General features: G+C 70.7%; 22 protein-coding genes. 14 read left to right on the forward strand and 8 right to left on the reverse strand.

The window, feature by feature from the left end; all coding sequences use genetic code 11:
• Positions 1 to 55: 55 nt before the first annotated feature.
• Complete coding sequence (locus IEZ13_RS16305; protein ID WP_183221709.1) at positions 56 to 1261, reverse strand: TetR/AcrR family transcriptional regulator; 1206 nt, start codon at positions 1259 to 1261, stop codon at positions 56 to 58.
• A 114-nt stretch (positions 1262 to 1375) separates the two neighbouring features.
• Here IEZ13_RS16305 and IEZ13_RS16310 point away from each other — a divergent pair, with 114 nt between their 5' ends.
• The 4 genes from IEZ13_RS16310 to IEZ13_RS16325 all read left to right on the forward strand — a co-directional run bounded on the left by IEZ13_RS16310 (position 1376) and on the right by IEZ13_RS16325 (position 6408).
• On the forward strand, positions 1376 to 2590 hold the full coding sequence (locus tag IEZ13_RS16310; protein ID WP_183221707.1) for an acetyl-CoA C-acetyltransferase: 1215 nt from the start codon (positions 1376 to 1378) through the stop codon (positions 2588 to 2590).
• A 14-nt stretch (positions 2591 to 2604) separates the two neighbouring features.
• On the forward strand, positions 2605 to 4749 hold the full coding sequence (locus IEZ13_RS16315; protein WP_183221705.1) for a 3-hydroxyacyl-CoA dehydrogenase NAD-binding domain-containing protein: 2145 nt from the start codon (positions 2605 to 2607) through the stop codon (positions 4747 to 4749).
• 135 nt (positions 4750 to 4884) lie between these two features.
• The gene (locus IEZ13_RS16320; protein ID WP_183221703.1) at positions 4885 to 5574 is read left to right on the forward strand and encodes a phosphotransferase; all 690 of its coding nucleotides are present in this window, start codon (positions 4885 to 4887) and stop codon (positions 5572 to 5574) included.
• 54 nt (positions 5575 to 5628) lie between these two features.
• Entirely contained in the window at positions 5629 to 6408 is a 780-nt protein-coding gene (locus IEZ13_RS16325; protein ID WP_183221701.1) for a PIG-L deacetylase family protein, read from the forward strand.
• Between the two features lie 767 nt (positions 6409 to 7175).
• Here the strand turns inward: IEZ13_RS16325 and IEZ13_RS16330 are convergent.
• Positions 7176 to 7640, reverse strand: coding sequence for a hypothetical protein (locus IEZ13_RS16330; RefSeq protein WP_183222027.1), 465 nt, complete (start codon positions 7638 to 7640; stop codon positions 7176 to 7178).
• Positions 7641 to 9792: 2152 nt separating this feature from the next.
• Positions 9793 to 11553, reverse strand: coding sequence for an ABC transporter ATP-binding protein (locus IEZ13_RS16335; RefSeq protein WP_183221699.1), 1761 nt, complete (start codon positions 11551 to 11553; stop codon positions 9793 to 9795).
• 137 nt (positions 11554 to 11690) lie between these two features.
• Between IEZ13_RS16335 and IEZ13_RS16340 the strand changes: the two genes are divergently transcribed.
• From IEZ13_RS16340 to IEZ13_RS16375, 8 genes are all read left to right on the forward strand, one after another.
• Positions 11691 to 13028, forward strand: coding sequence for an AMP-binding protein (locus IEZ13_RS16340; RefSeq protein WP_183221697.1), 1338 nt, complete (start codon positions 11691 to 11693; stop codon positions 13026 to 13028).
• A gap of 36 nt (positions 13029 to 13064) precedes the next feature.
• Positions 13065 to 15290, forward strand: coding sequence for a putative bifunctional diguanylate cyclase/phosphodiesterase (locus IEZ13_RS47510; RefSeq protein ID WP_183221695.1), 2226 nt, complete (start codon positions 13065 to 13067; stop codon positions 15288 to 15290).
• 43 nt (positions 15291 to 15333) lie between these two features.
• Complete coding sequence (locus tag IEZ13_RS16350) at positions 15334 to 16101, forward strand: metallophosphoesterase (protein ID WP_203834111.1); 768 nt, start codon at positions 15334 to 15336, stop codon at positions 16099 to 16101.
• Positions 16102 to 16681: 580 nt separating this feature from the next.
• The gene (locus IEZ13_RS16355) at positions 16682 to 16918 is read left to right on the forward strand and encodes a hypothetical protein (protein ID WP_183221694.1); all 237 of its coding nucleotides are present in this window, start codon (positions 16682 to 16684) and stop codon (positions 16916 to 16918) included.
• 241 nt (positions 16919 to 17159) lie between these two features.
• Positions 17160 to 18140: an efflux RND transporter periplasmic adaptor subunit gene (locus IEZ13_RS16360; RefSeq protein ID WP_203834112.1), complete on the forward strand. Its 981-nt coding sequence runs from the start codon at positions 17160 to 17162 to the stop codon at positions 18138 to 18140.
• Complete coding sequence (locus IEZ13_RS16365; RefSeq protein ID WP_183221692.1) at positions 18137 to 18829, forward strand: ABC transporter ATP-binding protein; 693 nt, start codon at positions 18137 to 18139, stop codon at positions 18827 to 18829. The genes IEZ13_RS16360 and IEZ13_RS16365 overlap by 4 nt, the downstream gene beginning before the upstream one ends.
• A gap of 114 nt (positions 18830 to 18943) precedes the next feature.
• On the forward strand, positions 18944 to 20236 hold the full coding sequence (locus IEZ13_RS16370; protein ID WP_183221690.1) for an ABC transporter permease: 1293 nt from the start codon (positions 18944 to 18946) through the stop codon (positions 20234 to 20236).
• Positions 20237 to 20360: 124 nt separating this feature from the next.
• On the forward strand, positions 20361 to 21347 hold the full coding sequence (locus IEZ13_RS16375; protein ID WP_183221688.1) for an ABC transporter substrate-binding protein: 987 nt from the start codon (positions 20361 to 20363) through the stop codon (positions 21345 to 21347).
• Here IEZ13_RS16375 and IEZ13_RS16380 read toward each other — a convergent pair.
• Genes IEZ13_RS16380 through IEZ13_RS16390 form a run of 3 tightly spaced genes read right to left on the reverse strand, consistent with a single transcriptional unit; the run spans position 21344 to position 23905 of the window.
• Entirely contained in the window at positions 21344 to 22099 is a 756-nt protein-coding gene (locus IEZ13_RS16380; RefSeq protein ID WP_183221686.1) for a pseudouridine synthase, read from the reverse strand. The genes IEZ13_RS16375 and IEZ13_RS16380 overlap by 4 nt on opposite strands.
• Positions 22068 to 22967 carry an SMC-Scp complex subunit ScpB gene (gene scpB / locus IEZ13_RS16385; protein WP_183221684.1) on the reverse strand — a complete coding sequence of 300 codons (900 nt, stop codon included), beginning with the start codon at positions 22965 to 22967 and terminating at the stop codon, positions 22068 to 22070. Before scpB ends, IEZ13_RS16380 begins: the two co-directional genes overlap by 32 nt.
• Entirely contained in the window at positions 22964 to 23905 is a 942-nt protein-coding gene (locus IEZ13_RS16390) for a segregation and condensation protein A (protein WP_183221682.1), read from the reverse strand. The genes scpB and IEZ13_RS16390 overlap by 4 nt, the downstream gene beginning before the upstream one ends.
• A 102-nt stretch (positions 23906 to 24007) precedes the next feature.
• Here IEZ13_RS16390 and IEZ13_RS16395 point away from each other — a divergent pair, with 102 nt between their 5' ends.
• Positions 24008 to 24532: a GNAT family N-acetyltransferase gene (locus tag IEZ13_RS16395; RefSeq protein WP_183221680.1), complete on the forward strand. Its 525-nt coding sequence runs from the start codon at positions 24008 to 24010 to the stop codon at positions 24530 to 24532.
• Between the two features lie 37 nt (positions 24533 to 24569).
• Here IEZ13_RS16395 and IEZ13_RS16400 read toward each other — a convergent pair whose 3' ends face one another.
• Positions 24570 to 24755 carry a hypothetical protein gene (locus tag IEZ13_RS16400; protein WP_183221678.1) on the reverse strand — a complete coding sequence of 62 codons (186 nt, stop codon included), beginning with the start codon at positions 24753 to 24755 and terminating at the stop codon, positions 24570 to 24572.
• A gap of 194 nt (positions 24756 to 24949) precedes the next feature.
• On the opposite strand from IEZ13_RS16400, the gene IEZ13_RS16405 reads away from it, so the two are divergent.
• Entirely contained in the window at positions 24950 to 25216 is a 267-nt protein-coding gene (locus tag IEZ13_RS16405) for an acylphosphatase (RefSeq protein WP_183221676.1), read from the forward strand.
• Between the two features lie 29 nt (positions 25217 to 25245).
• On the opposite strand, the gene IEZ13_RS16410 is transcribed toward IEZ13_RS16405, so the two are convergent.
• Positions 25246 to 26080 (reverse strand): FGGY family carbohydrate kinase (locus IEZ13_RS16410; RefSeq protein ID WP_268240106.1); only part of this gene is annotated, 835 nt, incomplete at its 5' end.

The following is a 26080-nucleotide window of genomic DNA, read 5'->3' on the forward strand; positions in this document are numbered from 1 at the left end:
CACTAACTTCCTGGGAAGGCGGCGAGCGAATCCGGCCTAACTTTTTCGTCGTGGATCAGGCACGGAGCACCGTCAGAGCGAGCCGGACGAGGTGCCGGTCCATGCCGGAGCGACGATCGAAACGGACCAGCCGGCTCAGGTCGGTGACCAGGTTGAGACCGGCATGGACCAGCACCCGGGCCTCCGGGACGGGCAGTCCGGGCCGCAGCCGGCCGAGCAGCCGGACCCACTCCTCCACGTGCAGCCGCTGCACCTTGCGCAGCTCATGACGGTCGGCCTCGGGCAGGTTGTTGTTCTCCGCGAGGTAGACCGACACCAGCGCGCTGCGCTCGAAGGTCAGCTCCACGTAGGACTCCGCCATCCGGCGCAGCGCGTCCTCGTCGTCGGTCGCGCCGGCCAGGGCGGCGGCCGTCGACTCGGCGACCCGCTCCGAGGCCCGGTAGAAGGCTGCCGCCAGGATGTCGGCTTTGCCGGGGAAGTAACGATAGACACTGGACGCGTTGATCCCCGCGGCACGACCGATGTCCTCGACACCGACGGCGTGGTAGCCGTACCGGTGGAAGAGCTTGACCGACTCGGCCAGCAGGATCTCCCGGCGCGCGGTCACCCCCAGCGCCGGCTCCGGTTCCGGGTACTCCGTCGTGGGCGCCGCCGGCGTCGCCGGCTCGTCGCGCAGCACCGCCCAGGCCACGCGGCGCAGGACGGCCTCACCCCGGCCCCGCGCGATCACCGCCCGGTGCGTGCCCAGGCTGCCGAACACGCTGAGAGCGGCACGGACCATGGCGGCCGCGTCCCGGCCGGAAAGCTCGGGCCGCAGACCCCGCAACGGTACGGCCAGACGCTCCGCCAGCACCCCGAGGTCGACCATGAACTCCTCCCGGTGCTCGGGCGTCAGATAGCGCCACTCCCACTGGTAGAGCCCGGCCACCCGGCGGTGCTCGACGGCCAGCCGGGCCAGCACCGCCAGCAACTGGTCGAGACGCTGCCCCGGATCGGGGCCGTCGGGCAGGTCGGTGGCGGCCAGCACGGCGTCGGCGAGCTGGCGGGTGGCGTGCACCATCATCGCGTACTTGTTCGGGAAGTGGCGGTAGATGGCCGGGCCGCTGATCCCGACCACGGTGGCGATCTCGTCGAGACTCACGCCGTGGTAACCCCGGTCACAGAACATCTCCGCAGCGGCCAGGGCGAGCTGCGTCTTACGGTTCTTCGGCCGCTTGCGGACCTCGGCTGGGGCCGGCTCGCCGGCCGCGGCGATGCTCATGCTGAACAGCGTATCGGTGATCTGTGGTTCGCCCGACCTTCGTCGCCATATCCTTGACACCTAGCGGAAACATCGGCAAAAGTTAGCCGCAATTCGCATCCAGGGGAGCAGTCGATGACGACCGAGGCCTATCTGTACGACGCCGTGCGCACGCCGCGCGGCCGGGGGAAGAAGACCGGATCCCTGCACGGGGTGAAACCCATCTCACTGGTGGTGGGCCTGATCGACGAGTTGCGGCGACGTTACCCGGGGGTGGACCCGGCCGACATCGAGGACGTGGTCCTCGGCGTGGTGTCCCCGCTCGGCGACCAGGGCTCCGACATCGCCAAGACCGCGGCGCTGGCCGCCGGCCTGCCGTACGAGTCGGCCGGCGTCCAGCTCAACCGCTTCTGCGGCTCCGGCCTGGAGGCGGTCAACATCGCCGCCCAGAAGATCCGCTCCGGCTGGGAGGACCTGGTCCTCGCCGGCGGTGTCGAGTCGATGTCGCGGGTGCCGATGGGCTCCGACGGCGGCGCCTGGGCCATGGACCCGGACACCGCGCTGAACACCGACTTCATCCCGCAGGGCATCAGCGCGGACCTGATCGCCACAATGGACGGGTTCAGCCGTGAGGACGTCGACGCCTTCGCCGTCGGCTCCCAGCAGAAGGCGGCGAAGGCCTGGCAGAACGGCTACTTCGACCGCTCCGTCGTCGCCGTCCGCGACCGCAACGGCCTGCTGATCCTCGACCGCGACGAGCACATCCGCGCGGACAGCACGGTGGAGAGCCTGGGCAAGCTGCCCGCCTCCTTCGCCACCATCGGCGACCAGGGCGGCTTCGACGCCGTGGCGCTCCAGAAATACCACTGGGTCGAGAAGATCAACCACGTGCACAGCGCCGGTAACTCCTCCGGCATCGTGGACGGCGCGGCACTGGTCATGATCGGCTCCGAGCGAGCCGGGCAGCGCGCCGGGCTCACCCCGCGCGCCCGCATCGTCTCCGCCGCGCTCAGCGGCGCCGACCCCACCATCATGCTGACCGGCCCGGCCCCGGCCGCCCGCAAGGCGCTCGCCAAGGCCGGCCTGACCGTCGACGACCTCGACCTCGTCGAGATCAACGAGGCGTTCGCGGCCGTCGTGCTGCACTTCATCGACGACCTCAAACTCGACCCGGAGAAGGTCAACGTCAACGGCGGCGCGATCGCCATGGGCCACCCGCTGGGCGCCACCGGCGCCATGATCCTCGGCACCCTCGTCGACGAGTTGGAGCGGCGCGGTGGCCGGTACGGCCTGGCCACGCTCTGCATCGGCGGCGGCATGGGCATCGCCACCATCGTCGAACGGCTCTGAGGGGAAAACCGACAGTGACTGACACCATTCGCTACGACCGCGGTGACGACGGCATCGTCGTGCTCACCCTCGACGACCCGCGCCGCGGCGCCAACACCATGAACGACGCGTACGTCGCCAGCATGGAGGCCACCGTCTCCCGCCTGGAGGCCGAACGCGACCAGATCACCGGCGTCATCATCACCTCGGCGAAGAACTCCTGGTTCGCCGGCGGTGACCTGGACCAGCTCGGCTCCGTGCCGGCCGACCGCGGTCAGGACGTCTTCGACCTGTCCACCCGGGTCAAGGGCCAGCTCCGGCGGCTCGAGACGCTCGGCAAACCGGTCGTGGCCGCCATCAACGGCTCCGCGCTCGGCGGCGGGCTGGAGCTGGCGCTGTCCTGCCACCGGCGGATCGCGCTGAACAACCCGAAGACCGAGATCGGCCTGCCCGAGGTCACCCTCGGCCTCCTCCCCGCGGGTGGCGGCGTCGTCCGTACCGTGAGATTGCTCGGTCTTGTCAATGCTCTGACCCAGGTGCTGCTCCAGGGCACCCGGCACCGGATCGCCGCCGCTCTCAAGCTGGGTCTCGTCGACCAGGTGGTGGACACCCCGGAGGAGCTGATCGCCGCGGCCCGCGAGTGGATCGCCGCCAACCCGGCCGCCGCCCAGCCGTGGGACACCAAGGGCTACAAGATCCCCGGTGGCACCCCGTCCACCCCGGCGCTCGCCTCGATGCTGCCCGCCTTCCCGGCGAACCTGCGCAAGCAGCTCAAGGGCGCGTTCTACCCGGCGCCGCGCAACATCCTGTCGGCCGCCGTCGAGGGCGCCCAGGTCGATGTGGACAACGCGTTCGTCATCGAGACCCGCTACTTCGTCGAGCTGGTCACCGGCCCGGTCGCCAAGAACATGATCAAGGCGTTCTTCTTCGACCTGAACGAGGTCAGCCAGCGCGACATCGGCGAGGTGCCGCCGATCACCAAGGTGGCCGTGCTCGGCGCCGGCATGATGGGCGCCGCCATCGCGTACGTCTGCGCCCGCGCCGGCCTGCCGGTGGTCCTGCGTGACGTCTCCCTCGAAGGCGCCGTCCGCGGCAAGGGCTACTCGGAGAAGATCGTCGCCAAGGACATCGGCCGCGGACGGATCAGCGAGGACAAGGGCCGCGCCCTGCTCGACCTGATCACCGCCACCGACCAGGTGGCCGACCTGGCCGGCGCCGACCTGGTGATCGAGGCCGTCTTCGAGGACCCGGCCCTCAAGCACAAGGTCTTCGCCGAGATCGAGGGCATCGTGGCGCCCGACGCGCTGCTCTGCTCCAACACCTCCACGCTGCCGATCACCGCGCTCGCCGACGGCGTCCAGCGCCAGGCCGACTTCATCGGCCTGCACTTCTTCTCCCCGGTCGACAAGATGCCCCTGGTCGAGGTGATCAAGGGCGAGAAGACCAGCGACCTGACCGTACGCCGGGCCCTCGACGTGGTCCGCCGCCTGCGCAAGACGCCGATCGTGGTCAACGACAGCCGCGGCTTCTTCACCAGCCGGGTGATCGGCACCTTCACCAACGAGGGCATCGCGATGCTCGCCGAGGGTGTCGCGCCGGCCAGCATCGAACAGGCCAGCAGCCAAGCCGGCTACCCGGCCCCGGTGCTCCAGCTGATGGACGAGCTGACCCTCACCCTGCCCCGCAAGATCCGCAACGAGTACCGCGCCGCCGCCTCGGCCGCCGGCCAGCAGTGGGAGGCGCACCCCGCCGACGAGGTCATCGACCGGATGATCGACGAGTTCGGGCGGCCCGGCCGCTCCGGCGGGGCCGGCTTCTACGAGTACGCCGACGGCAGGCGCACCGGGCTCTGGGCGGGCCTGTCCACCTTCGCCAAGCCCGACGTGAGCATCCCGTTCGAGGACCTCAAGGAGCGGATGCTCTTCATCGAGGCGATCGAGACGGTGAAATGCCTCGACGAGGGGGTGCTGCTGTCGGTCGCCGAGGCCAACATCGGCTCCATCTTCGGCATCGGCTACCCCGGCTGGACCGGCGGTGTGCTCCAGTACATCAACCAGTACGAGGGCGGCCTGCCCGGCTTCGTGGCCCGCGCCCGGCAGCTCGCCGAGCGCTACGGCGACCGGTTCACCCCGCCGCCGCTGCTGATCGCCAAGGCGGACGCGGGCGAGATCTTCGCCTGAGTCTCCGCCGGGTCCGCTCCCCTGAAAAAGGGGGGCGGGCCTGGGCGATATCGGTCACTTGACGGCGGCCGGTCGGACACCCGGCCGATGCATGATCCATGATCTCCGGACTACCGTCCATGCCGGAGGTTGATCATGAATCAGGACGAGGACTTACCGGGCGAGCCCTGGACCCCCGCGGTCGAGGCCCTGCTGCGGCACCTGGCGGACGCCGGATTCGACGGCGCGCCGCCGGTCGAGGAGCAGACCCTCCGCGGCGTACGGACCGGAACCGTGCTCCCCTGGCCCGAATGGACCCGCCAGGACGACACCCTCTGGCAGGTCGCCCAGTGGCTGCGCGAATACCACGAGGCCGTCGCCGACTTCGTCCCGCCCGGCGACGCGATCTGGCGCAAGGGCGGCGCCTGGGAACCCGGGCTCGTCATCGGCCACAACGACGTCGCGCCCTACAACGCCACCCGCGCCGGGCAGCGCCTCACCGGCTTCGTCGGCTGGGACTTCGCCGGCCCCGTCACCCGCGCCGCCGACCTCGCCTTCACCGCCTTCGCCTGGGTCCCGCTCAACGCCCGCGACGTAGCCTTCGCCGAGGGCTGGACCGCCTTCGCCGACCGGCCCCGCAGGCTGCGGATGCTGCTCGACGCCTACCGTTGGCAGGGCACCGCCGCCGACATGATCCGCGAGGTCCGCGACCGCATCAGCGCCGCCATCCACGACATCCGCCGCCTCGCCACCGCCGGCGACCACGACTGCCGCGAACTGGTCCACTCCGGATTCGACGCCCGCCTCGCCATGGCCGTGAAGGAGCTGGCCACCTTTCCGGGGTAACCCGTACAAGCGAACCGCAAGCACTCGGCAAGCACGCGGCCCCAGAGTGAGACCATGCTCACCGAACTCGGCACCATCCTGGGCGTCTGGGCGCACCCCGACGACGAGGCCTACCTGTCCGGCGGCCTGATGGCCCTGGCCCGCGACGCCGGCTCCCGGGTGGTCTGCGTCACCGCCACCTTCGGCGAACGCGGCACGCCCGACCCTCGAACCTGGCCACCACGCCGCCTGGCCGAGCGCCGCACCATCGAACTCGACGCCTGCCTGCGCCTGCTCGGCGTCGAGGAACACCACTGGCTCGGCTACCCCGACGGCCACTGCGCCGAAATCCCACCAGCCGCCGCGATCGACCGGCTCAGCACCCTGATCGCCGAGATCCGCCCGGACACCGTCGTCAGCTTCGGCCCCGACGGCAACACCGGCCACCCCGACCACCAGGCCGTCGCCCGCTGGACCGCCACCGCCGTCGACCACGCGGCCCCCGCACACACCCGCCTGCTCCAGACCGCCGTATCCGACACCTGGGCCGACCGATGGCGCACGGTCAACGACCGCTTCCAGATCTTCCTCCCCGGCTACCCGAAAACCCGGCCGGAACAGGCCCTCACCCTGCACCTCACCCTCGACGAACCCACTGTGGACCGCAAACTGCGCGCCCTGGCCGCCCAGACCACCCAGACCTCGACCCTGATCGCCGAGATGGGCCCGGCCGCCTACGCCGCATGGATCGCCGAGGAGGCCTTCACCGAGGCGGCGCCCCTCCCCCACCACCCCTGCCCGCGCTGCTGGTGGAACCCCGACGAGGCTCGATGGAGGTGCGCCACTCACTCATAACCCCCCGCATCCTGTACGGACGAGCCCGTCCCCAACCACAACCAGTCCGTCCCCAAGCTGTCCGCCACCTGATCACCGGTCCATCAGGCGAGGCCCGCGCCGGTCCGGCCCGCGACTCACCCTCCGGGCCCTACCCCACCCGCGGCACCCGGCCCACCCCACGACCAACCAGGCCCCACCACCCCGACCAGCCACCCCCGCCCACCACGGCGCCCAACCCGGCGACCATCACCGGCACAGCCCCTACCAGCCACGCTCCCCACCGCCACCACCACGACGCTCAACCCCCCGCGGCCCCACCACCGGCACAGCCCCGACCAGCCACGCCGGCTCCGCCACCACGACGCCTAACCCCCCGCCCCCACCACCGGCACACCCCCGACCAGCCACGCTCCCCACCGCCACCAACCCACGGCACCCGACCAGCCGCGCTTCCACCACCCACCGCCCAAGTCGCGCCCCACCGACCAGCCGCACACCCACCAACCGGCCGCCCAGGTCGCGCCCCACCAACCGGCCGCACACCCACCAACCGGCCGCGCCCCACCACTCATCAACCCGGCGGCCGGCCAGCCGCACCCACCACTCACCACCACGGCACCCGACCGGCCAGGACCGATTGCGATCAGGTGAATCAGGCATGCATCCCGCTGCCGGGAAATCTAGCGAGAATTGTGACAACAATTTCCGCACGGATCGCGCCTCCCAGATTGGCATGATCGAATTCTTGTGCGGCCTTACACTTTTCCTTCCGGGCGCAGGACAATTTATGCATGGCCCAGATCCAGTTGTTCACTGCGAGAGCGATTGCCACAATGCGCGATCGGCGCGCGCGTCGCAACTACTCTCCGGCCGCTGAGGACTTCCGCCGCGAGCATGAGCGTCATCGCGCATGGGGTCTGGGCCAGCGCCACGCACAGCGCTTGCGCCGCGCCCGCACCCCGGCCCTCCCCAGGCCCCACACCCTCGCCGACCCCGTGCTCGATGCCCACGCCCAAACCCAGGCCCACACCTACGCCCAGGCCCACACCCAGGCCCACACCCAGGCCCAGGCCCAGGCCCAGGCCCACACCCAGGCTCAGGCCCAGGTCCGCACACAGGCACAAACCCAAGCCCAGGTCCACGCGCACGCCCAGGTCCACGACCAGGTCCAGGTTCAGGTTCACGCACAGGCCCAGGGCCACGCTTTGCCCAAGGTTCACGCCGACACCGTGCCCGAGACCGAGGCCCATACCCACGCCCTACCGAAGGTCCGCACCGACACCCCGCCCGAAACCCAGGCCCACACGGACGCCCGCGCTCAAACCCTTCCCGACAACTCCGCCGATGCCGACGCCCTGCCGGAGCCCTGTAACCAGCCCCACGCGATGCCCAGGGACCGGGGCGACACCGGCATCCCCTCACGACGTTTCTCCGAGGCCCGCACCGACGCCGGCGTCTGCGCTCAAACCTCTCCTGTGGCCCAGGCCCATGCCGGGGTCAGGAGCCGCAACCGAGCTGAAGGTGACGACCACGCCGATCAGGCTGCGAGATCGCCCCGTATTTACATTCGAGCCCGTTACTTCGAAGCGGCAGCATGGCGCCCAACCAGCTCACCGACGGTCGCCGGCAGGGCAACGACGCCCGATCGACGAGCGGTCGTGGGATCCCAGCTCTCGACAGCCGAGGGTCGAACTCAAACCCTCATCAGCGTGGAGGCTCTGGGACTCGGCCGGCCCGCCGCTCCAAGACAGAAACCAGAGCAGGGCCGGTCAGCAATGGCACCCGCCAGCGAAAACAGGACTTCTGCCGGGCTCGCAGGCCTACGTCACCCCTCAACTGTTCCGCGATGTGGTGCCACTCGCCGACGAAGCTCCGTCGCACGTCCGCCAGGGCCACCAACCGGCGATCAGCCAAGCCCACTGGTCAGCCCACCTCACCGAGCGCGGGTGATACGCCGGCCAGTCCCATGCAGCCCGGCAGCCCAGACAACCCCAACTCAGCTATTCAGGCACAAAACACCCACGCGCCCGCGCCGCGAAATCGAATAGATCCGGAGGTCCGAGCCGCGTTTCGGCGAACGAAAGCGCCTTCAGTAACTTTGTCTCGTGGCTGAAGCAGGAACCGAGCACCGCCGCTTTACACTTCAATTCCTTCACCTGCCGCACTTTTCCGGCTGGCCATCCGGAATGGCTCGCGCCTCAATGTCGACACCATGAAGCGGGCGCTACAAATTGGCACGCAATACGCGAGACCGGTTCGGGCGTGTCCGCTTTCAGGCGATTGCGCGACGAGGTCAATCTTGTCCGGCTGGCCCTGGGTGCCATCTCAACGGCGCTGAGACGGCACCCAGAGCGGCACCCGGGCACGGAAGATGACCGGGCAACCCAACCCGGCGCGCGGCAAACGCCCGAGCGGAGCCCGGGCGCGGAGAAGCACGAGTGGCAGCTCAGACCGGGGACTGTTCGGATAGCGGCTGATCTTGCCCAGCTGGTCGTCAGCGCTGTCTCGGCACCGTTCAGACAGCCCTCAGCGCCAGCCGGTCGGTTCCGGCTGGTCGTGAGTGCTGTCTCGAGCGCTCCGAGACGGCACTCAGAACCAGCCGGACAAGATCGACCATGGCGCACAGCCACCCGAAAACGGACAGGCCCAGGCTCCGCGCGGCAATCGCCTGAGCGGCACGCGGGCGCGGGTGAAGGCGTGGACGCGGACGAGGGTGGGGGGACTGGCCCGGCGCGCGGCAAACGCCCGAACGGCACATGAGCGCGGAAGAGGGTGAGAGGGACCCGACCCCGGCGCACGGCGAACGGGTGAGCGGCACACGGGTGAGGAAGACGGCGAGGAGGAGCCAGCCCGGCACGCGGCAAACGGGTGAGCGACACATGAGCACGGAAGACGGCCAGAGGGAGCCGGGCTGGCACGCGGCGAACAAGTGAGCGACACATGAGCACGGAAGACGGCGAGAAGGAGCCAGCCCGGCACGCGGCAAACGGGTGAGCGACACATGAGCACGGAAGACGGCCAGAGGGAGCCGGGTGTCGGCGACGGACGAACGAGTGACGGGCGCGGGGGCGTGGGAGACGGCGAGAAGGAGCCAGCCCGGCACGGGACGAACGAGTGACGGGCGCGGGGGCGTGGGAGACGGCGAGAAGGAGCCAGCCCGGCACGGGACGAACGAGTGACGGGCGCGGGGGGGTGCGGGAGACGGCGAGAAGGAGGCGGGCCGGCGCGGGACGAACGAGTGACGGGCGCGGGGGGGGTGCGGGAGACGGCGAGAAGGAGGCGGGCCGGCGCGGGGCGAAGGGGTGACGGGGGCGGGTGGGGGTAAGGGTGAGTGGGCAGCTAAGCCCGGCGGGGGCGGCACGGGCTGGAGTAGGGACTGGGTCGCGGGAGCTGGTGGGGCGGTCATAGGAGAGGGGACGGGGAAATTCGTACAATTGATGGGGTTTGATCTGCCAAGGAGCGGTAGTAGGGGTCGGAGCGGGACAACTCGCTGTGGGTGCCTGTGGCTGTGACCACGCCCGCGTCTATGACCAGGATCTGGTCGGCGGAGCGGACGGTGGTGGAGCGGTGGGCGATCACCATGAGGGAGCAGACCGCGGAGACCTCGCGGAGGGTGGCGGTCAGGGCCCGTTCGCTGTCGGGGTCCAGGTGAGCGGTGGGCTCGTCCAGCAGGATCAACTCGGGGCGGGCCAGCAGGCAGCGGGCGATCGCGACGCGCTGGCGCTGGCCTCCGGAGAGGCGGCGGCCCCGTTCGCCTACCGGGGTGTCCAGGCCCAGTGGGAGGGCGGCCACCACCGGGAGCAGGCCGGTCATCGCCAGGACGCGGGCCAGTTCGCGGTCGTCGGGCCGGGTGGCGCCGTAGAGGAGGTTCTCGCGGAGGGTGCCGGCCAGCAGGGGGCAGTCCTGTTCGACCAGGCCCACCGCTGCTCGATGGTGGGCGTAGCGGGTCCAGCGGGCGTCGCGGCCGTTCAGCAGGACCGTGCCGTGGTCCGGGTCGTAGAAGCGTTCGGCCAGGGCGAAGATCGTCGACTTGCCGGCGCCGGACGGGCCCACCAGGGCCGTCTGGCCGCGGGACGGGATGGTGAAGCCGATGCCGCGCAGCACCGGGCGGCCGGGCTCGTAGCCGAACCAGACGTCGCGGAACTCCAGGACCGGTGACGGCCGGCGGGACGTGCCGCGGACCCGGGCCACCGCGATCGGGCGGTCGCCCTCCACCGGCAGGGACAGCACCTCGTTGATCCGGTGCAGCGCGCCGGAGCCCTGCTGGACGGCGCTCACCGCCTGGAAGATCTCGTAGATGGGCGCCGCCAGGTAGGTCATCGCCAGGGTGAAGCCGACCAGTTCACCGAGGGTCATCGCGCCGGACGACACCCGGGACGCGCCGACCAGCAGGACCGCCAGGAACGCTCCGCTGACCGCCAGGTCGTTGGCCGGGCCGCTGAGGGCGACCATGCCGGCCATCCGCAGGTTCGCCAGGTAGGCATGCCGCGCCGACGAGTTCAGGCGGTCGGCTTCGGCCCGTTCCGCCCGGCAGGCCCGCACCACCCGGATGCCGCCGAGGACGCGTTCCAGATCGGACAGCAGCATGCCCTCGGCGGACTGGGCGCTGCGCGACGCGATCCGCACCCGGCGCACCACCGCCAGCAGCGCCCCGAACGAGCCGCCGAACAGCGCCACCACGGCGGCCAGCAGCCACGGGTCCAGCCAGGCCAGTACGCCGACCGCCGCGATCAGGCCGATCAGCCCGGCCACGCCGGTGCCTAGGCTCTGCGCGATGAGCGTCTTCACGGCGGCCGTGTCGCCGCAGGCGCGGGCGATCAGATCCCCGGTCCGCCCACGCTCCAGCACCGACAGCCGCACCCGCAGCAGGTGACCGGTCACGTTCCGGCGCAGGTCACGGGTCATCGTCTCGCCGGTGTGCGCCTGGACGTACCGGGCCAGGGCCAGAGCGCTGGCCTGCGCCGCGAACAGGGCGGCCAGTGCGCCGATCACCGGCCACGGCAGCCGGCCGGCCGCGGCGCCGTCGACCGCGATCCGGGCCAGCAGCGGCTGGGTGAGCGCCAGCAGGGTTCCGAACAGACTGAGTGCGGCCGCTCCCAGGATGCGCCCGCGATAGCCGCGGGCCAGCCGGTGCAGATCCCGCCACCGGGCCAGGTCAGCCATCCCACCGCCCCTCTCACCAGGAGATTCAGACACCAGGAGATTTAGACCGTAGGCAGACGTTTCGGGCAGGACAACGCCGGCGCCCGGATGCCAGGCGCGGCAAGGGGCGAGCCGTCGCACTTTCGTAGGATCCGGTCATGCCGCTGCTGACCGCACTGCACGAAGCCACCGACCTGGAGGCGGCGGTGACCACGCCGGACGGGGCGCTGTCCCGTCATGAGTTGCTGGACCGGGCCGGTCAGGTGGCCGCCGAGATCACGGGTGCGCCGATCGTGGCGGTGGACGCGACGCCGAGCCTGTCGACGATCGTGGCGGTGACCGGGGCGCTGCTGGCGGGGGTGCCGATCGTGCCGATCCCGCCGGACGCGGGCGTTCTGGAGCGGCGGCACATCCTGGAGGACTCGCGAGCGGCGCTAGCCCTGCCCGACTTTACACCCCTAAATCTGGACAAGTCGGATGTGCGGGGAGCGCTCGTCCTCTACACCAGCGGCACCACCGGCGCCCCCAAAGGCGTGGTGATCTCCGGGGACGCCATCGCCGCCGACCTCGACGCCCTGGCCGCGGCCTGGCAGTGGACCCCCGACGACACCCTGGTCCACGGCCTGCCCCTCTACCACGTCCACGGATTGGTGCTCGGCGTCCTGGGACCACTGCGCCTGGGATGCCGCCTGGTCCACACCGGCCGCCCCACCCCGGCGAACTACGCGGCCGCGGCCGGAACCATGTATTTCGGCGTACCCACCGTCTGGTCCCGGATCGCCGCCGACCCCACCGCCGCGAAAGCCTTGCGACCGGCCCGCCTGCTGGTCTCCGGCAGCGCCCCGCTCCCGCCCTCGGTCTTCGACGGTCTCGCCACGCTGACCGGGCAATCCCCGGTCGAGCGGTACGGCATGACCGAAACCCTGATCACGGTGAGCACCCGCGCCGACGGCGAACGCCGCCCCGGCCAGGTGGGCACTCCCCTGCCCGGGGTCGCGACCCGGCTGGTCGACGAGTCCGGCGCGCCCCTGCCCGCCGACGGCGAGACCATCGGCCACCTCCAGGTGACCGGCCCCACCCTGCTCGACGGTTATCTGCGCGACGGTGGCGTACGGGCCCCGGACCTGACCGACGGCTGGTACCCGACCGGCGACGTGGCGACGATCGCCCCCGACGGCTGGCACCGCATCGTCGGCCGCGCCTCCACCGACCTGATCAAGACCGGCGGCTACCGGGTCGGCGCCGGCGAGGTGGAGGACGCCCTGCTGCTGCACCCGGCGGTCCGGGAGGCCGCGGTGATCGGCACCCCGCACGCCGACCTGGGTGAGCAGATCACCGCATACGTGGTCGGCGACCCGGTCACCGAGCAGGAACTGATCGCCTTCGTCGCCGAGCGCCTGGCCGCCCACAAACGGCCCCGCCGCGTGCGCCACGTCAGCGAACTGCCCCGCAACGTTATGGGCAAGGTGCAAAAGGGTTTACTCCCCACCGATTGACTCAACCGGCGGCTCTCCGTTGCCGATCGAGCGGCCGTGACGAGACCATCCCTGCGTACCGCCAACCTGCTGGCCGTGTGGGCGGCAGCCTGGGCGCTGGCGGCCCTCGCGCTCGGCGTCGTCGGCGTGCTGCGGCCGGTGCCGTCCTGGCTGATCTGGCCGGCCACCGTCGGCGGCATCGGCACCGCGATCGCGGCCTGCCGGGTCGCCGCGGCCCTCGGGGAGGGGCCGGTCCGTCTTCTCTGGCGGCGGTTCTCGACCGCCTGTTCGCTGCTGCTCGCCGGCGTCGGAACGCAGATCGTCAGCCAGGTGGTCCTCGGCAACGCGCTGAAGCCGATGAGCCCGATCACGGCGGCCCTGTTCGCCGCGGCGGCCGGCTACGCGATGCTGGCGGTCTTCCGGCTGCCGACGACCCGCCGCAACTGGCGGGCCGCCCTCGCGACCTTCCTGGACGTCGCGATCGTCGGGGTGGCCGCCGCGGTCGTCCTCACCCATTTCCTCCGGCGTACCCCCGATTTCGCCGCCGGCAGCCCGATCACCACCACGCTGATGGTGACCGTGGTGGTGATCGCGTCCTCGACGATCGTCATGGTGCTCAAGGTGAGCGTCACCGGCACCGCCCCGGCCGTGGCTCCGGCACTGTGGGCGCTCGCCCCGGGCGGCCTGCTCGGCCCGGCCGCCTGGGTGCTGCAGCCCGTCCTCAACCACTGGCCGCACCTGAGCGGCGCCGTCGTCACGGCGCCGATCGCCGGTCTCCTGTTCACGCTGGCCGCCTGGGTCCAGACCCGGACCGTGACGTCGGAGCCCCGGCCCACCAAACGCCGGATCAGCCTCGTCCCGTACATCGCGGTCGGGGTCGCCCTCGTCATGCTGATCACCGTCACCCTGCACACCGGCTTCCTGCCGCCCGATCTGGCCGGCGGTTCCGTGGCGCTGACCGTCCTCGTGATGATCCGGCAGCTCGCCGCGCTGCTCGACAACGCGGTGCTGCTCGACCGGATGGAGGACCAGGTCCACCACGACGACCTGACCGGCCTGCCGAACCGGCGCCTGTTCACCACCACCCTGGCGGAGCGCACCGCGCCGACCACTGTCGCGGTCTGCGACCTGGACGGGTTCGCGGCGCTCAACGACCAGCTCGGCGACGACACCGGTGACACCCTGCTGCGCGCCGCCGCCGAACGGGTCACCGCGGTCACCGGCGGCGCCGTGGTGGTGGCCCGGCTGCTCGGCGACGAGTTCGGCGTCCTGATGCCCGGCATCGACGGGAACCTCGCCGAAACCCTGGTGGACGCGTTCCGCACCCCGTTGCGGGTGGACGACCGGGACCTCCTGGTGACCGTCACGTCCGGGGTGGCGACCGGCACCGGGAAGGCCGTGCCGGACCTGCTGCGCCGCGCCGAGCTCGCCCTCCAGGCGGCCAAGTACACCGGCGCGGACCGGGCCCGCGAGCACAGCGGCGCCCTGGACGCCACCGCCCAGCACCACGCCGAACTGGCCGCCGGCCTGCGCCGCGGCCTCGAACGGGGCGAGTTCAAGCTGCTCTACCAGCCGATCGTGGAACTGCCCAGCGGCTCGGTCGCCGGTGTCGAGGCGCTGATCCGCTGGCAGCCGAACGACCAGCCGGTGATCTCGCCGGCCGAGTTCATCCCGGTCGCCGAGCACAGTGGCCTGATCATCGACCTGGGCGCCTGGATCCTCGAGACCGCCTGCGCCGACGCCGCCGCCTGGCAGCTCCGGTACGGCATCGCCGGACCACGCGTCAACATCAACGTCTCGGCCCGGCAGCTGCTCGACCCGGTCCTGCCCGGCATGGTCGCCGACGCCCTGCACCGGCACGGCCTCACCCCGGACCGGATCACCATCGAGATCACCGAGACCGCGGTGTTCGCCGGCGGCGCGGCCCTGGAGACCGTCCGCGAGCTCCGCGAGCTCGGCGTCGGCGTGGCGCTGGACGACTTCGGCACCGGGCACAGCTCGCTCACCCTGCTGCGGACCTGCCCGGTCACCACCCTCAAGGTGGACAAGTCGTTCATCGACGACCTCAACGGCACCGCCGAGCAGGAGGCGATCGCCTCGTCCCTGAGCACCATCGCGTCGACGCTCGGCCTGCGCGCCGTGGCCGAGGGCGTGGAGACCCAGGACCAGGCGGACCGGCTGCACGCGCTCGGTTACCGGTACGCCCAGGGCTTCCACTTCTCCCGCCCGATCCCGGCCGCGGACATCGACGCCCTGCTCAACGCCCCGGTGCTGACCGCATGAATCTCAACACCACCGACATATGACAGGTCTATAGTCCTCGCCCGTGCCGCCTCTCTTCGCCGCCAGTGACATGCACGGACACCGAACCGAGTTCCGCGACGCCCTGCGCGATGCCGGCCTGGTCGACGCGGCCGGCGACTGGTGCGGCGCGGACGCCCGGCTGTGGCTGCTCGGCGACTACTTCGACCGCGGCCCCGACGGCCTCGGCATCGTCGACGACATCCGCCGCCTGACCGCCCAGTCCGGCGGCAACGTCCGGGCGCTGCTCGGCAACCACGAGGTGTTCCTGCTGGCCGCACGCCGCTTCGGCACCGATCCGGTGCCGGGATGGCCGGCGTCGGAGGGCGGCTACTACGGGGCCTGGCGCCTCTACGGCGGCCGCGAGAACGACCTGCGCGGCCTCACCCCCGACCACCTGGACTGGCTGGCCACGCTGCCGGCGCTGACCGTCGCCGACGACCACCTGCTGGCCCACTGCGACAGCACCGCGTACCTGGAGTTCGGCGCCACCCTCACCGCCGTCAACGATCACGTGACCGGCGCCCTGGCCAGCAGCGACCCGTACATCTGGCTGCACCTGTGGTCCCGCTTCTGCGGCCGCGGCGACCTCCGCTCCCCCGCCGCCGTCGACAAGCTGCTGTCCGCCTACGGCGGCTCGGCCATCGTGCACGGCCACAGCACGCTGCTCAGCCACTTCGGCCTGACCCCGGCCCAGGCCGTCTCGGCCCACCGCTACACCGGCGGCCGCGTCATCGCCGTCGACGGCGGCGTCTTCGAGGGCGGCCGCATCCTGGTCACCCGTCTGACCTGACCCGGCTCGCTCCGCTTCGCCTCTTTCTCACTTTTGTACGCCTACGCGCCCCCATTCGTGCGGCCGCGACCTGCCTGCCACGCACGCCCGCGAGGCCCGCGCCGGGCTTAGATCGCGTGCCCCACCTCACCCCAGCCCGCCCGGGCGGCTGGCGCCGCACGGGCCACTGGGTCCGGCTGATCTCAGCCTCTCGCCGAACGCCGTCCCGGCTATCGCACACACTCGCGGGTTCGTGTGCGCCTGCCCGCCCTCTGACAGTGGTGCCCGCACACGCGGGGTCCCGCGTGTGCGGTCACCACTGTCACGGCCACTCGATCGTGCGCGCTGACCTGCTCTCGAGGCTCCGGGAGGCGGCTCACCGCGACTGGCTCCACGGCGGCGCGCGGGGGCACGCGATCCAGGCCCGGCGCGGGTCTCGCGGGCGTGAGCAGGCAGGCCGCGGCCGCACGAATGGGGGCGCGTAGGCGTACCGGAAAAGAAGGCGGAAGAGGAACGACCGGGGTGACCGGGGTGGCGGCGAAGGCGTAGCCGAGGCGGAAGACCCGGGTGCGGTGGGCGAGGTCACGGGTACGGTGCGGGGGTGAGTTTGTGTCCCGAATGCGGCGTGGCCGGGGTGCCACTGATCTTCGGTCTTCCGGTGCCGGAGGCGCTCGCGGCCGCGCGGAGCGGAGAGCTGGCCCTCGGTGGCTGTCTCATGCCCCCGCAGCCACCCAACTGGGAGTGTCCCGGCGGGCACCGATGGCGCGACGGGGACGAGACCGCATTCGATGAGCGGCTGCTGACGGTGCTCGCGGCGCACGGATACCGCACGGATTGAGCCGGGCCGCGCCCGCCGATCACTCACGGACCGGGCCCGGGCCACGCCTGCCGATCACGCACAGCTGTCGCACAGCAACGGATGTCGTACCTGGTGATGACTCATCGTGGCGTCTCGAATACCGAGACTCACGGGGCTCGCCCTGGCTTGCGACGGTCATGTACCGTTCCGTCGCGCCGGGATCGGGTGGGGATCACCTTCGATACCGGAATGTCCGCTGTCAGCGTGAACGGGGAACCGGGTGAAGAGACGTGTGTGCGTGATGGCCTCGGCTGTCGTGGTGCTCCTGGGTGGCTGTACGTCGGAGGGCGAGCAGCCGCAGACCCCGGAGCTCGAGGCCCGCGGGACCGTGCTCACCACCGTTCAGCCGACGCGGCAGGATCTGGTGAACCAGATCAGCCTGGCCGGAAAGGTGACCATCAACCCGACCTTCGGGATCGTCGCGCCGGCCGGGGGTGAGCTGCGGTTCACCGACCGGCAGCCGACGACCGTGCCGGTGGTGCGGGACACCTGGGTGGCATCGGTGTGGGCCGGGGGCGCCCCGCGCCGGGTGTACGTCCCGGAGGGCTCGATCATGGCCGGGCGGCTGATGGCAGACAAGTCGCCGGTGTCGAAGGGCATGCCGATCATCTCGGCGAAGCACGTCGGCTACGGGATCGTGGCCGATATCGACAGCGCGCAGGCGTACCGGATCTCCGGCGCCGTGAAGTCGATCAAGGCGCAGATCAAGAACGGCCCGGGGCCGTTCAACTGTGAGCCGATCGGCACGATCGCGGCGCTGCCCGCCGGAACGCTGCCGGAGCCCGAGCCGGATCCGACCACGCAGCCGACCGCGAACCCGTCGGCGCCCCCGGTGTTCAAGGAGGAGCCGGCGCCCGACGCCGGTGGCGCGACCGGTTCCGAACCGACCGGCCTCCAGGTGGTCTGCGTCGCCCCGGCGAAGATCAAGCTGATCAACGGCTCGGACGTCACCCTCGACGTGATCACCGGCCGGTCCGAGGACGCGCTGGTCCTGCCGGTCGAGGCGGTCGCCGGTTCGCAGGGTAGGGGCAAGGTCGACCTGGTCATCGGCGAGGAGCGGCGGCGCAAGACGATCGACGTGACGCTGGGCATCTCGGACGGCAAGGTCATCGAGATCAAGAAGGGCCTCCAGGGGAACGAGACCATCGCGGTGCCCGGGCCGAACCTGCCGACCCCGCCGCCGGGCGAGGTGACCGGGTGACGGCCCTCATCGAGCTGAACGGCATCACCAAGGTCCTCAAGGGACAGGAACAGCCGCGGACGATCCTCGACGGCGTCGGCCTGAGCGTGCACCCCGGGGAGAGCCTGGCCATCGTCGGCCGGTCCGGTTCCGGCAAGAGCACCCTGCTCAGTGTGCTGGGCCTGTTCGACCGCCCGGACCAGGGCAGCTACCTGCTGGACGGCACCGAGATCAGCCGGCTGCCGGAGCGCCGGGCCGCGAAGCTGCGCAGTTCGCACTTCGGTTTCGTGTTCCAGCGGTTCTTCCTGCTCAAGCATCTGACCGCCGCGCAGAACGTGGCGATGGCGCTGGTCAACGGCCAGGGCTGGCTGCCCCGCCGGCAGCGCCGGGCCAAGGTCATGGCCGCTCTCGAGGAGGTCGGCATCGCGCATCTGGCGAAGAACCGGCCGGCCAAGATGTCCGGCGGTGAGCAGCAGCGGGTGGCGATCGCCCGCGCGCTGGTGCGGCAACCGCGGATCCTGCTGGCCGACGAGCCGACCGGCGCCCTGGACACCGAGACCGGCACGCTGGTGATCGACGCCCTCCAGGGGGTCACCGCCCGCGGGTGCGCGCTCATCCTGGTCACCCACGACCGGGACCACGCGGCCCGGATGGGCCGGATCCTGAACCTCAACGACGGTGTGCTGGCCGAGCAGAAGGTGGCGGCGTGACCGAGCGAAGCGAGCGTCACGATCGCGGTCTTGTGCGGGTTTGGGGTGGTACAGCGTGACCGAGCGAAGCGAGCGTCACGATCGCGGTCTTGTGCGGGTTTCCGGAGGTGCAGTGTGATCCGGCTCTCCGGGCGGTTCCGCTCGGCTCTCATCATCGGGTTGCAGGGCATCCGGTCCCGCAAGACCCGCACCCTGCTGTCCATGGTGAGCCTCTTCCTCGGTGTGCTCGCCGTCGTGGTGGTGCAGGCCGGCGCCAGCATCGCCGAACGCGCCCTGCTCGCCGACATGGAGCTCCAGCGCGGCATCGACGGCACCAAGGTCATGGGCATGGCCCCGCAGCCGCGGGTCAGCGAGATCATCATGGACACCGTTCCCGGCCGGGACGACGCGGTGGCCGTGGTGGGCGTCTCGGCGATCATCGGTGAGCCCGGCGTCCGGCCGGTCAACCCGAACGCCTCGCCGTTCGACGAGATCGGGTTCTACGGCATGCCGATGGTGTGCGACGCGACCGGCAACTGCCGGGAGCAGACGTCCGCGGAGGCCGGTCCGGAAGGACAGGCCATCGAGGTACGGCTGACCGCGCTCACCGGCGACATCCGCCAGTTCAAGCCTTTCCGCCCGGAGTCCGGCCAGTGGCTCGACTTCGATTCGATGCCGATGATGGCGCCGCGGCTGGTGCTCAACAAGGAGGCGGCCAAGGGCTTCGAGCGCTACAAGGTGCCGGCCGAGATGCGTGTGCCGGGCGCCAGCGCGAACGTGACACCGCAGCTCATCGGTGTGGTCGACGACGGGGACTACCAGCCGCGGGCGTACGTCCGGATGGACGAGATGGCCAACTGGATCCCGGCCACGAAACTCGTCGACCCGTCCATGGGCGAGATGAACGTGCTGATGACCGGGAACACGCCGGTCGAGCAGGTGCTCACCAGCAAGCTCAAGGCGATCAACGCGGAGCCGTACGTCGAACTGATCAACTCGCGCAAGGACCAGGAGAAGGAACTGGCCCTGATGCGGCTGATCTTCCTGTCGATGGCCGGCCTGGTCCTGCTGATCGGTGTGGCCGGCATCCTGAACGTCGGCCTGGCCACCGTCGGCGAGCGGGTCGAGGAGTTCGCGCTGCGCCGTGCGGTCGGCACACCCCGCGCCCTGCTGGCCGGCATCGTCCTGGCCGAAACGCTGATCACCGGCCTGCTCACCGCGGCCCTGGCGATCGGGGTGAGCGCCGTGGCTCTCAAGGGTGTGGTCATGGTGGCCGGCAACTCCGAGCCGTTCCTCCAGGGTGTCGTCTTCCCCTGGGACGCCGGGGTGGCCGGGGTGATCGCCGGACTGATCGCCGGTGTGCTCGGTGGCTTCGTCCCGGCGGTCCGGGCGGCCGGAATTCCCATCGCCACGGTCATGAGAGCGTGATCATCTGTGGCGCCGGCGGTGGTTTCCACTGCTGGCGCCACATGGGGTAGAGCCACGATCAACGCGTTGTTATCGTCGACACCCGTTCCGGGATTGATGATCGCCGTTGACGGGGGTTTCACCTATGCGCAGACGTTTGTTCATATCACTCGGAGCCGCCGGCATGTGTTCGGCGCTGGCCGGCTGCGGGAACGACGAGCAAGAGGGCTTCAACCTGCGGGACGTCCCCAGCGGCCCGATCGTCCTGGGGTTCTCCCAGGTCGGCTCGGAGAGCGGCTGGCGTGAGGCGAACACCGCGTCGATCAAGAAGGCGGCCGAGCGCAACCGGATCACGCTGAAATTCGACAACGCCGACGGCGACCAGAAGAAGCAGATCGCGGCGATCCAGTCATACATCGCCGCGAAGGTCAACGTGATCGCCTTCTCGCCGGTGGTGGAGACCGGCTGGGACGCCGTGCTGCGCCAGGCCCGCGACGCCGGCATCCCGGTGGTGCTCACCGACCGGCTCATCGAGACCGCGGACGAGTCGCTGTACGTCAGCTCGATCGGCGCCGAGTTCGCGTCCGAGGGCAACCTGGCGGCGCTCTACCTGGAGAACGACTACGAGGACACGAGCGGCCACATCAACGTCGTGGAACTGCTCGGCACCCGCGGATCGTCGCCGACCAAACTGCGTACCGAGGGCTTCCGGGAGACCGCCGCCCGGCACGGCAAGCTGCGGGTGATGGACAGCGAGACCGGCAACTGGACCGTGGCCGGCGGCGAGGCGGCCATGAAGAAGCTGCTGCGCCGGGTCAAGAAGATCGACGCCGTCTTCGCGCAGAACGACGACATGGGCCTGGGCGCGGTCAAGGCGTTGCAGGCCGCCGGGAAGAAGCCCGGCACCGACGTCCGCATCGTCACGGTGGACGCCACCAGGGCCGGGTTGACGGCCCTGGCGGCGGGCAAGCTGAACTACGTCGTCGAGTGCAGCCCGGAGATCGGCGAGCAGTTGATGGCGGTGGTCGTCGACCTCTTCTTCGGCGGCCAGGTGCAGAAGCGCGTGGAGTCGCAGAAGGCGGTCTTCGACTCCGACAGCGCGGCCGACGCGCTGCCCGACCGCACCTACTAGTCGCCGACCGCCTTGAACAGGGCGGCGATCTCCGCCTGCGACAGGTGGCGGAACCCGCCGGGTCGCAGGTCGCCGAGACGGATCGGGCCCACCGCCGTCCGGATGAGCCGGGTGACCGGGTGCCCCACGGCGTCCATCATCCGGCGGACGATGTGCTTGCGGCCCTCGTGCAGCACGATCTCCACCTGGGCGGTCTTGCCGATCGCGTCGACCAGCCGGAAGGAGTCCACCTTCGCCGGGCCGTCCTCCAGCTCGATGCCCTTCTGGAGGGCCCGGCCCACGGTGCGCGGCAGCGGCCCGACCACCTCGGCCAGGTAGGTCTTGTTGATCTCGTACGACGGGTGCATCAGCTTGTGCGCCAGCCCGCCGTCGTTGGTGAACAGCAGCAGCCCCTCGGAGTCGGCGTCGAGCCGGCCCACGTGGAACAGCCGCTGCTCGAAGTTGGCGCCGAGGAAGTCGGCCAGCTCGGTGCGGCCCTTCTCGTCGTCGAGGCTGGAGACGACGCCGCGCGGCTTGTTCAGCGCCACGTAGACGAGCTTGGTGTTGGTGATCACCCGCTGCCCGTCGACGTGGATCTCCGCCGTGGCGGGGTCGACCTTGTCGCCGAGCTTGGCGACCCGGCCGTTGACGGTCACGCGCCGCCGGAAGATCAGGTCTTCGCAGGCGCGCCGGGATCCAACACCGGCCGAAGCCAGGACTTTCTGGAGGCGTTCGGCGGTGTCAGCCTGAGGCATCGAGCACTTCTTCCACATCGTCGGGCAGGAACGGGGCGAGCGGCGGCAGCTGGTCGACCGAGTTGAGGCCGAGCTTCTCGAGGAACAGCGACGTCGTCCGGTACAGGTATGCCCCGGTTTCCGGTTCGGTGCCGCACTCCTCGATCAGGCCACGAGTGACCAGCGTACGCATCACCCCGTCACAGTTCACACCGCGGATGGCCGAGATGCGCGATCGGGTCACCGGCTGTTTGTAGGCGACCACGGCGAGTGTCTCCAGGGCGGCCTGGGTGAGCCGGACCGACTGGCCGTCGAGGACGAACCGTTCGACGTACTGTGCGTACTCCGGGCGGGTGTAGAGCCGCCAGCCGCCGGCCGCCCGCCGCAGGTCGATGCCGTGCCCGGCCGCGGTGTAGCGCGCCGAGACGTCCTCCAGGACGCGGGCGATCCGCTCCACCGGCTGCTCCAGGACCTGCGCCAACTGCAACTCGCCTACCGGCTCGTCGACCACCAGCATGATCGATTCGAGCGCCGCCGCCAGCTCTGCGTCGTCCATCACAACAGCGGGGGTACGGGTGGGAGCGGGCGAATCCTCCCGCCGTGGCCGCGCCTGGGTGGGGACCGCGGCCCTGGGTTCCGGCTGCGGTTCCGCCTCGGGCTCAGGCCGCGGAAGCTCCGCCTCAGGCTGCGAGGGCTCAGGCTCCGAGGGTTCCGGTTCGGGCTGCGAGGGCTCGGGCTGCGAGGGCTCCGCCTCGGCCGGAGGCTCCGACGTAGGCGAAGGCTCGTCCGGAAGCTCCGCCTCGACCGCGTCCTGATAATCCCGGTCCGGCTCCCGGCGCCGCTCCCACGGCGGCACCCACGCGGCCGCCTGCGCCGCCAGCGACTCGGGACGCTCCTCGCTGTTCACGAACTCTCCTCCACAGCCACCGGGGCCTCATCACCCGTGCCAAGATCGCCATCGGAGCCGGGATCGTCAAGCCGCTCCGCCGGTGTTTCGCCCGATTCGGCACTTTCGGCCTCCGGTTTGCTGCCCTCGTAGTCGTCGATGTCGAGCTCGACGTCCGAGTCACCGCCGACCCAACGGACGGTCAGCTCGTCCAGCGACACCGGCTGCTCGAACTCGATCAGCCCCTCCCGGTACAGCTCCAGCAGGGCCAGGAACCGGGCCACCACCTCGAGCGTGCTCGCACAGTCGGCGACCAGCAGGCTGAACGTGGCGGTGCCGGCCCGGCGCAACCGGTCGCGCAGCAGCGTGGCGTGCTCCCGGACGCTCACCCGCACCTGGTGGATGTGGGCGATCGACACCTGCGGCGGGCCGGGCTTGGGCAGGAAGCTCTTCAGCGCCAGTTTCAGCAGCCGCTGCGGGCCGACGCCCAGGACCAGCTCGGGGAGCGCGTCCGCGTACCGCTGCTCCAGGGTGACCAGCCGCGGCCAGCGACGCGCCCCGGTGGCCTCGAGCTCCGCGATGTGCGCGGCCGCCTCTTTGAAGGCCTTGTACTGCAGGAGCCGGGCGAACAGCAGGTCGCGCGCCTCCAGCAGGGCCAGGTCCTCCTCGTCCTCGACCTCGGCGGCGGGCAGCAACCGGGCCGCCTTGAGGTCCAGCAGGGTCGCCGCGACCAGCAGGAACTCGCTGGTCTCGCCCAGGTCCCAGCCGTCGCCCATGGCCCGGATGTAGGCGATGAAGTCGTCGGTGACCTGGTGCAGCGCGATCTCGGTGACATCCAGCTTGTGCTTGCCGATCAGTTGCAGAAGCAGATCGAACGGCCCGGTGAAATTCTCCAACCGGACCGTGAAGCCACCACTGGACTCCGTCTCCTCTTCAAGCACGTGCCGACCGTAGACCATGCCTATGACGAGTTCCTCCGAGTGCACGCCTTTCCAACGTCACAGACGTTGCCGAGTTACCGGCCGGTTACATTCCTTCACTTTCCCCGTTACGCTGCGGCGATGCGGTCACTGATCTCGCCACGGCTGCTTCTGCGTGAGTGGGAGGAGAAGGACATCGACTTCCTCCTCGACATGTACTCGCGCTGGGAGGTGGCCCAGTATCTCGGCTCGGCGCCACGCGCCCTCGCCGGCCACGACGACGCCGTCGCCACGCTGACCCGGTGGCGGGCCCGGCAGGACGACGTGCACACGATCTGGGCGATCCAGGACCGGGCGACCGGTCACCTGCTCGGCACCGCACTGCTGGTCCCGCTGCTCGGCTCCGGCGAGAAACTGGCCCCCACCGGCGAGACCGAGATCGGCTGGCACCTGCATCCGGACGCGTGGGGCAAGGGGTACGCCACCGAGGCGGCCAACGCCGTGATGGCGTACGCGGCCCGGTCCGGCGTCTCGCCCGTGCTGGCCGTCACCTGGCCGGAGAACACCGCCTCGCAGGCGGTCTGCCGACGGCTCGGAATGCGCCACCTGGGACAGACCGATCGGTACTACAACATGACTTGCGAACTGTTCACGAACGCATCGTGAAACGGACCGCCGCACGATTGCGCGGCGGTCCGGCGAATCACTTCTTCTTGGCCTTCTTGTCCTTCTTGGACTTCTTCTCCGCCTTGGCGGGAGCGGCCTCGGCGGGAGCGGCCGCCTTCTCCTTCTTGGCCTTCTTGACCTTGGCCTCGACAACCGGCGCCTCGACAACCGGCGCGGCCTCGACCACTACCGCCTTCTTGGCCTTCTCCTTGGTCTTACCCACGTCGGCCTCCTTTCGCATGCCTGCTTCACGCGACCCGGCCGGCGCGCGTGTGTGCACGCGACTGTAGTGGATCTTGAGATAGCTGGGGTTGGTGTGATCGAAGTGAAATGTTCACCATCCGGCTAACCGGAAAGCTCGCCGGACGCCGGTTCAATAACGACTCCCGGTGACACATCCCGACGTAGGGTGGGCCGATGATCCGCAAACGCGTCCTCGCCGAAGGCCTGGTGCAGGGCGTCTTCTACCGCGACTCCTGCCGCCGCGTCGCCTGCCGCCACGCGGTCCGCGGCTGGGTGCGCAACCTGCCGGACGGCCGGGTCGAGGCGGTCTTCGAGGGCGACCCGGAGGGCGTCGCGCAGCTGGTCAGCTGGGCGCGGACCGGCCCGACCGGCGCCCGAGTGGACAACCTGGAGGTTCACGAGGAGCCGGCCGAGGGCTTCGACGCCTTCACGATCCGCTGACGGCTGTCCGGTCAGGACGGTCACGACGGTCAGGACGGTTCGGGCCGGCTGAACAGGATCGAGCACTCCACGGCGCGCCGCCAGTTCGCGTACTCACCTGCGCGCCGGGCCGCGTCCATCCGGGGCCGCCACCGGCCGGCCATGTGCCGGTTGGCGCGCAGATCCCGCAGATCCGCCCAGTAGCCGACGGCCAGCCCGGCCGCGTAGGCGGCGCCCAGCGACACCGTCTCGGCGACCATCGGCCGCAGCACCGGGACCTCCAGGAAGTCGGCGACGATCTGCATCAGCAGGTTGTCCGCGGTCATCCCACCGTCCACATTGAGCGCGGTCAGCGCCAGGCCGGAGTCGGCGTTCATGGCGTCGACCACGTCGCGGGTCTGCCAGCCGGTCGCCTCCAGCACCGCACGGGCCAGGTGCGCCTTCGTGATGTACGAGGTCAGCCCCACGATGACGCCCCGCGCCTCGCTCTGCCAGTAGGGCGCGAACAGGCCGGAGAACGCCGGCACGATGTAGCAGCCGCCGTTGTCGCGGACCGTCCCGGCGAGGGTCTCGATCTCCGAGGCGGTGCCGATCAGGCCCAGGTTGTCGCGCAGCCACTGAACCAGCGACCCGGCGATCGCGATCGATCCCTCCAGCGCGAAGACCGGCTTCTCGGCGCCGATCCGGTAGCCGACCGTGGTGATCAGCCCATGACTCGACCGGACCTGCTTGGTGCCGGTGTTCATCAGCAGGAATCCGCCGGTGCCGTAGGTGCACTTGGCCTCGCCCGGCTCGAAGCACGTCTGCCCGAACAGTGCCGCCTGTTGATCGCCGATGGCGGCCGCGATCGGCACTCCGGGCAACACGGTCTCGGCGGTGCCGTAG

The sequence above is a fragment of the Actinoplanes campanulatus genome (genome assembly GCF_014647795.1).
GTDB lineage: Bacteria > Actinomycetota > Actinomycetes > Mycobacteriales > Micromonosporaceae > Actinoplanes > Actinoplanes campanulatus.

What these genes read in the sequence shown, in the direction of transcription:
- IEZ13_RS16305 (WP_183221709.1), bottom strand. Translation starts at nt 1,261, where the DNA reads ATGAGCATCGCCGCGGCCGGCGAGCCGGCCCCAGCCGAGGTCCGCAAG.
- IEZ13_RS16340 (WP_183221697.1), top strand. Translation starts at nt 11,691, where the DNA reads ATGCCGCTGCTGACCGCACTGCACGAAGCCACCGACCTGGAGGCGGCG.
- IEZ13_RS16330 (WP_183222027.1), bottom strand. Translation starts at nt 7,640, where the DNA reads ATGGGCCTCGGTCTCGGGCACGGTGTCGGCGTGAACCTTGGGCAAAGC.
- IEZ13_RS16310 (WP_183221707.1), top strand. Translation starts at nt 1,376, where the DNA reads ATGACGACCGAGGCCTATCTGTACGACGCCGTGCGCACGCCGCGCGGC.
- IEZ13_RS16405 (WP_183221676.1), top strand. Translation starts at nt 24,950, where the DNA reads ATGATCCGCAAACGCGTCCTCGCCGAAGGCCTGGTGCAGGGCGTCTTC.
- IEZ13_RS16335 (WP_183221699.1), bottom strand. Translation starts at nt 11,553, where the DNA reads ATGGCTGACCTGGCCCGGTGGCGGGATCTGCACCGGCTGGCCCGCGGC.
- IEZ13_RS16380 (WP_183221686.1), bottom strand. Translation starts at nt 22,099, where the DNA reads ATGTGGAAGAAGTGCTCGATGCCTCAGGCTGACACCGCCGAACGCCTC.
- IEZ13_RS16320 (WP_183221703.1), top strand. Translation starts at nt 4,885, where the DNA reads ATGAATCAGGACGAGGACTTACCGGGCGAGCCCTGGACCCCCGCGGTC.
- IEZ13_RS16375 (WP_183221688.1), top strand. Translation starts at nt 20,361, where the DNA reads ATGCGCAGACGTTTGTTCATATCACTCGGAGCCGCCGGCATGTGTTCG.
- IEZ13_RS16390 (WP_183221682.1), bottom strand. Translation starts at nt 23,905, where the DNA reads ATGGTCTACGGTCGGCACGTGCTTGAAGAGGAGACGGAGTCCAGTGGT.
- IEZ13_RS16395 (WP_183221680.1), top strand. Translation starts at nt 24,008, where the DNA reads ATGCGGTCACTGATCTCGCCACGGCTGCTTCTGCGTGAGTGGGAGGAG.
- IEZ13_RS16325 (WP_183221701.1), top strand. Translation starts at nt 5,629, where the DNA reads ATGCTCACCGAACTCGGCACCATCCTGGGCGTCTGGGCGCACCCCGAC.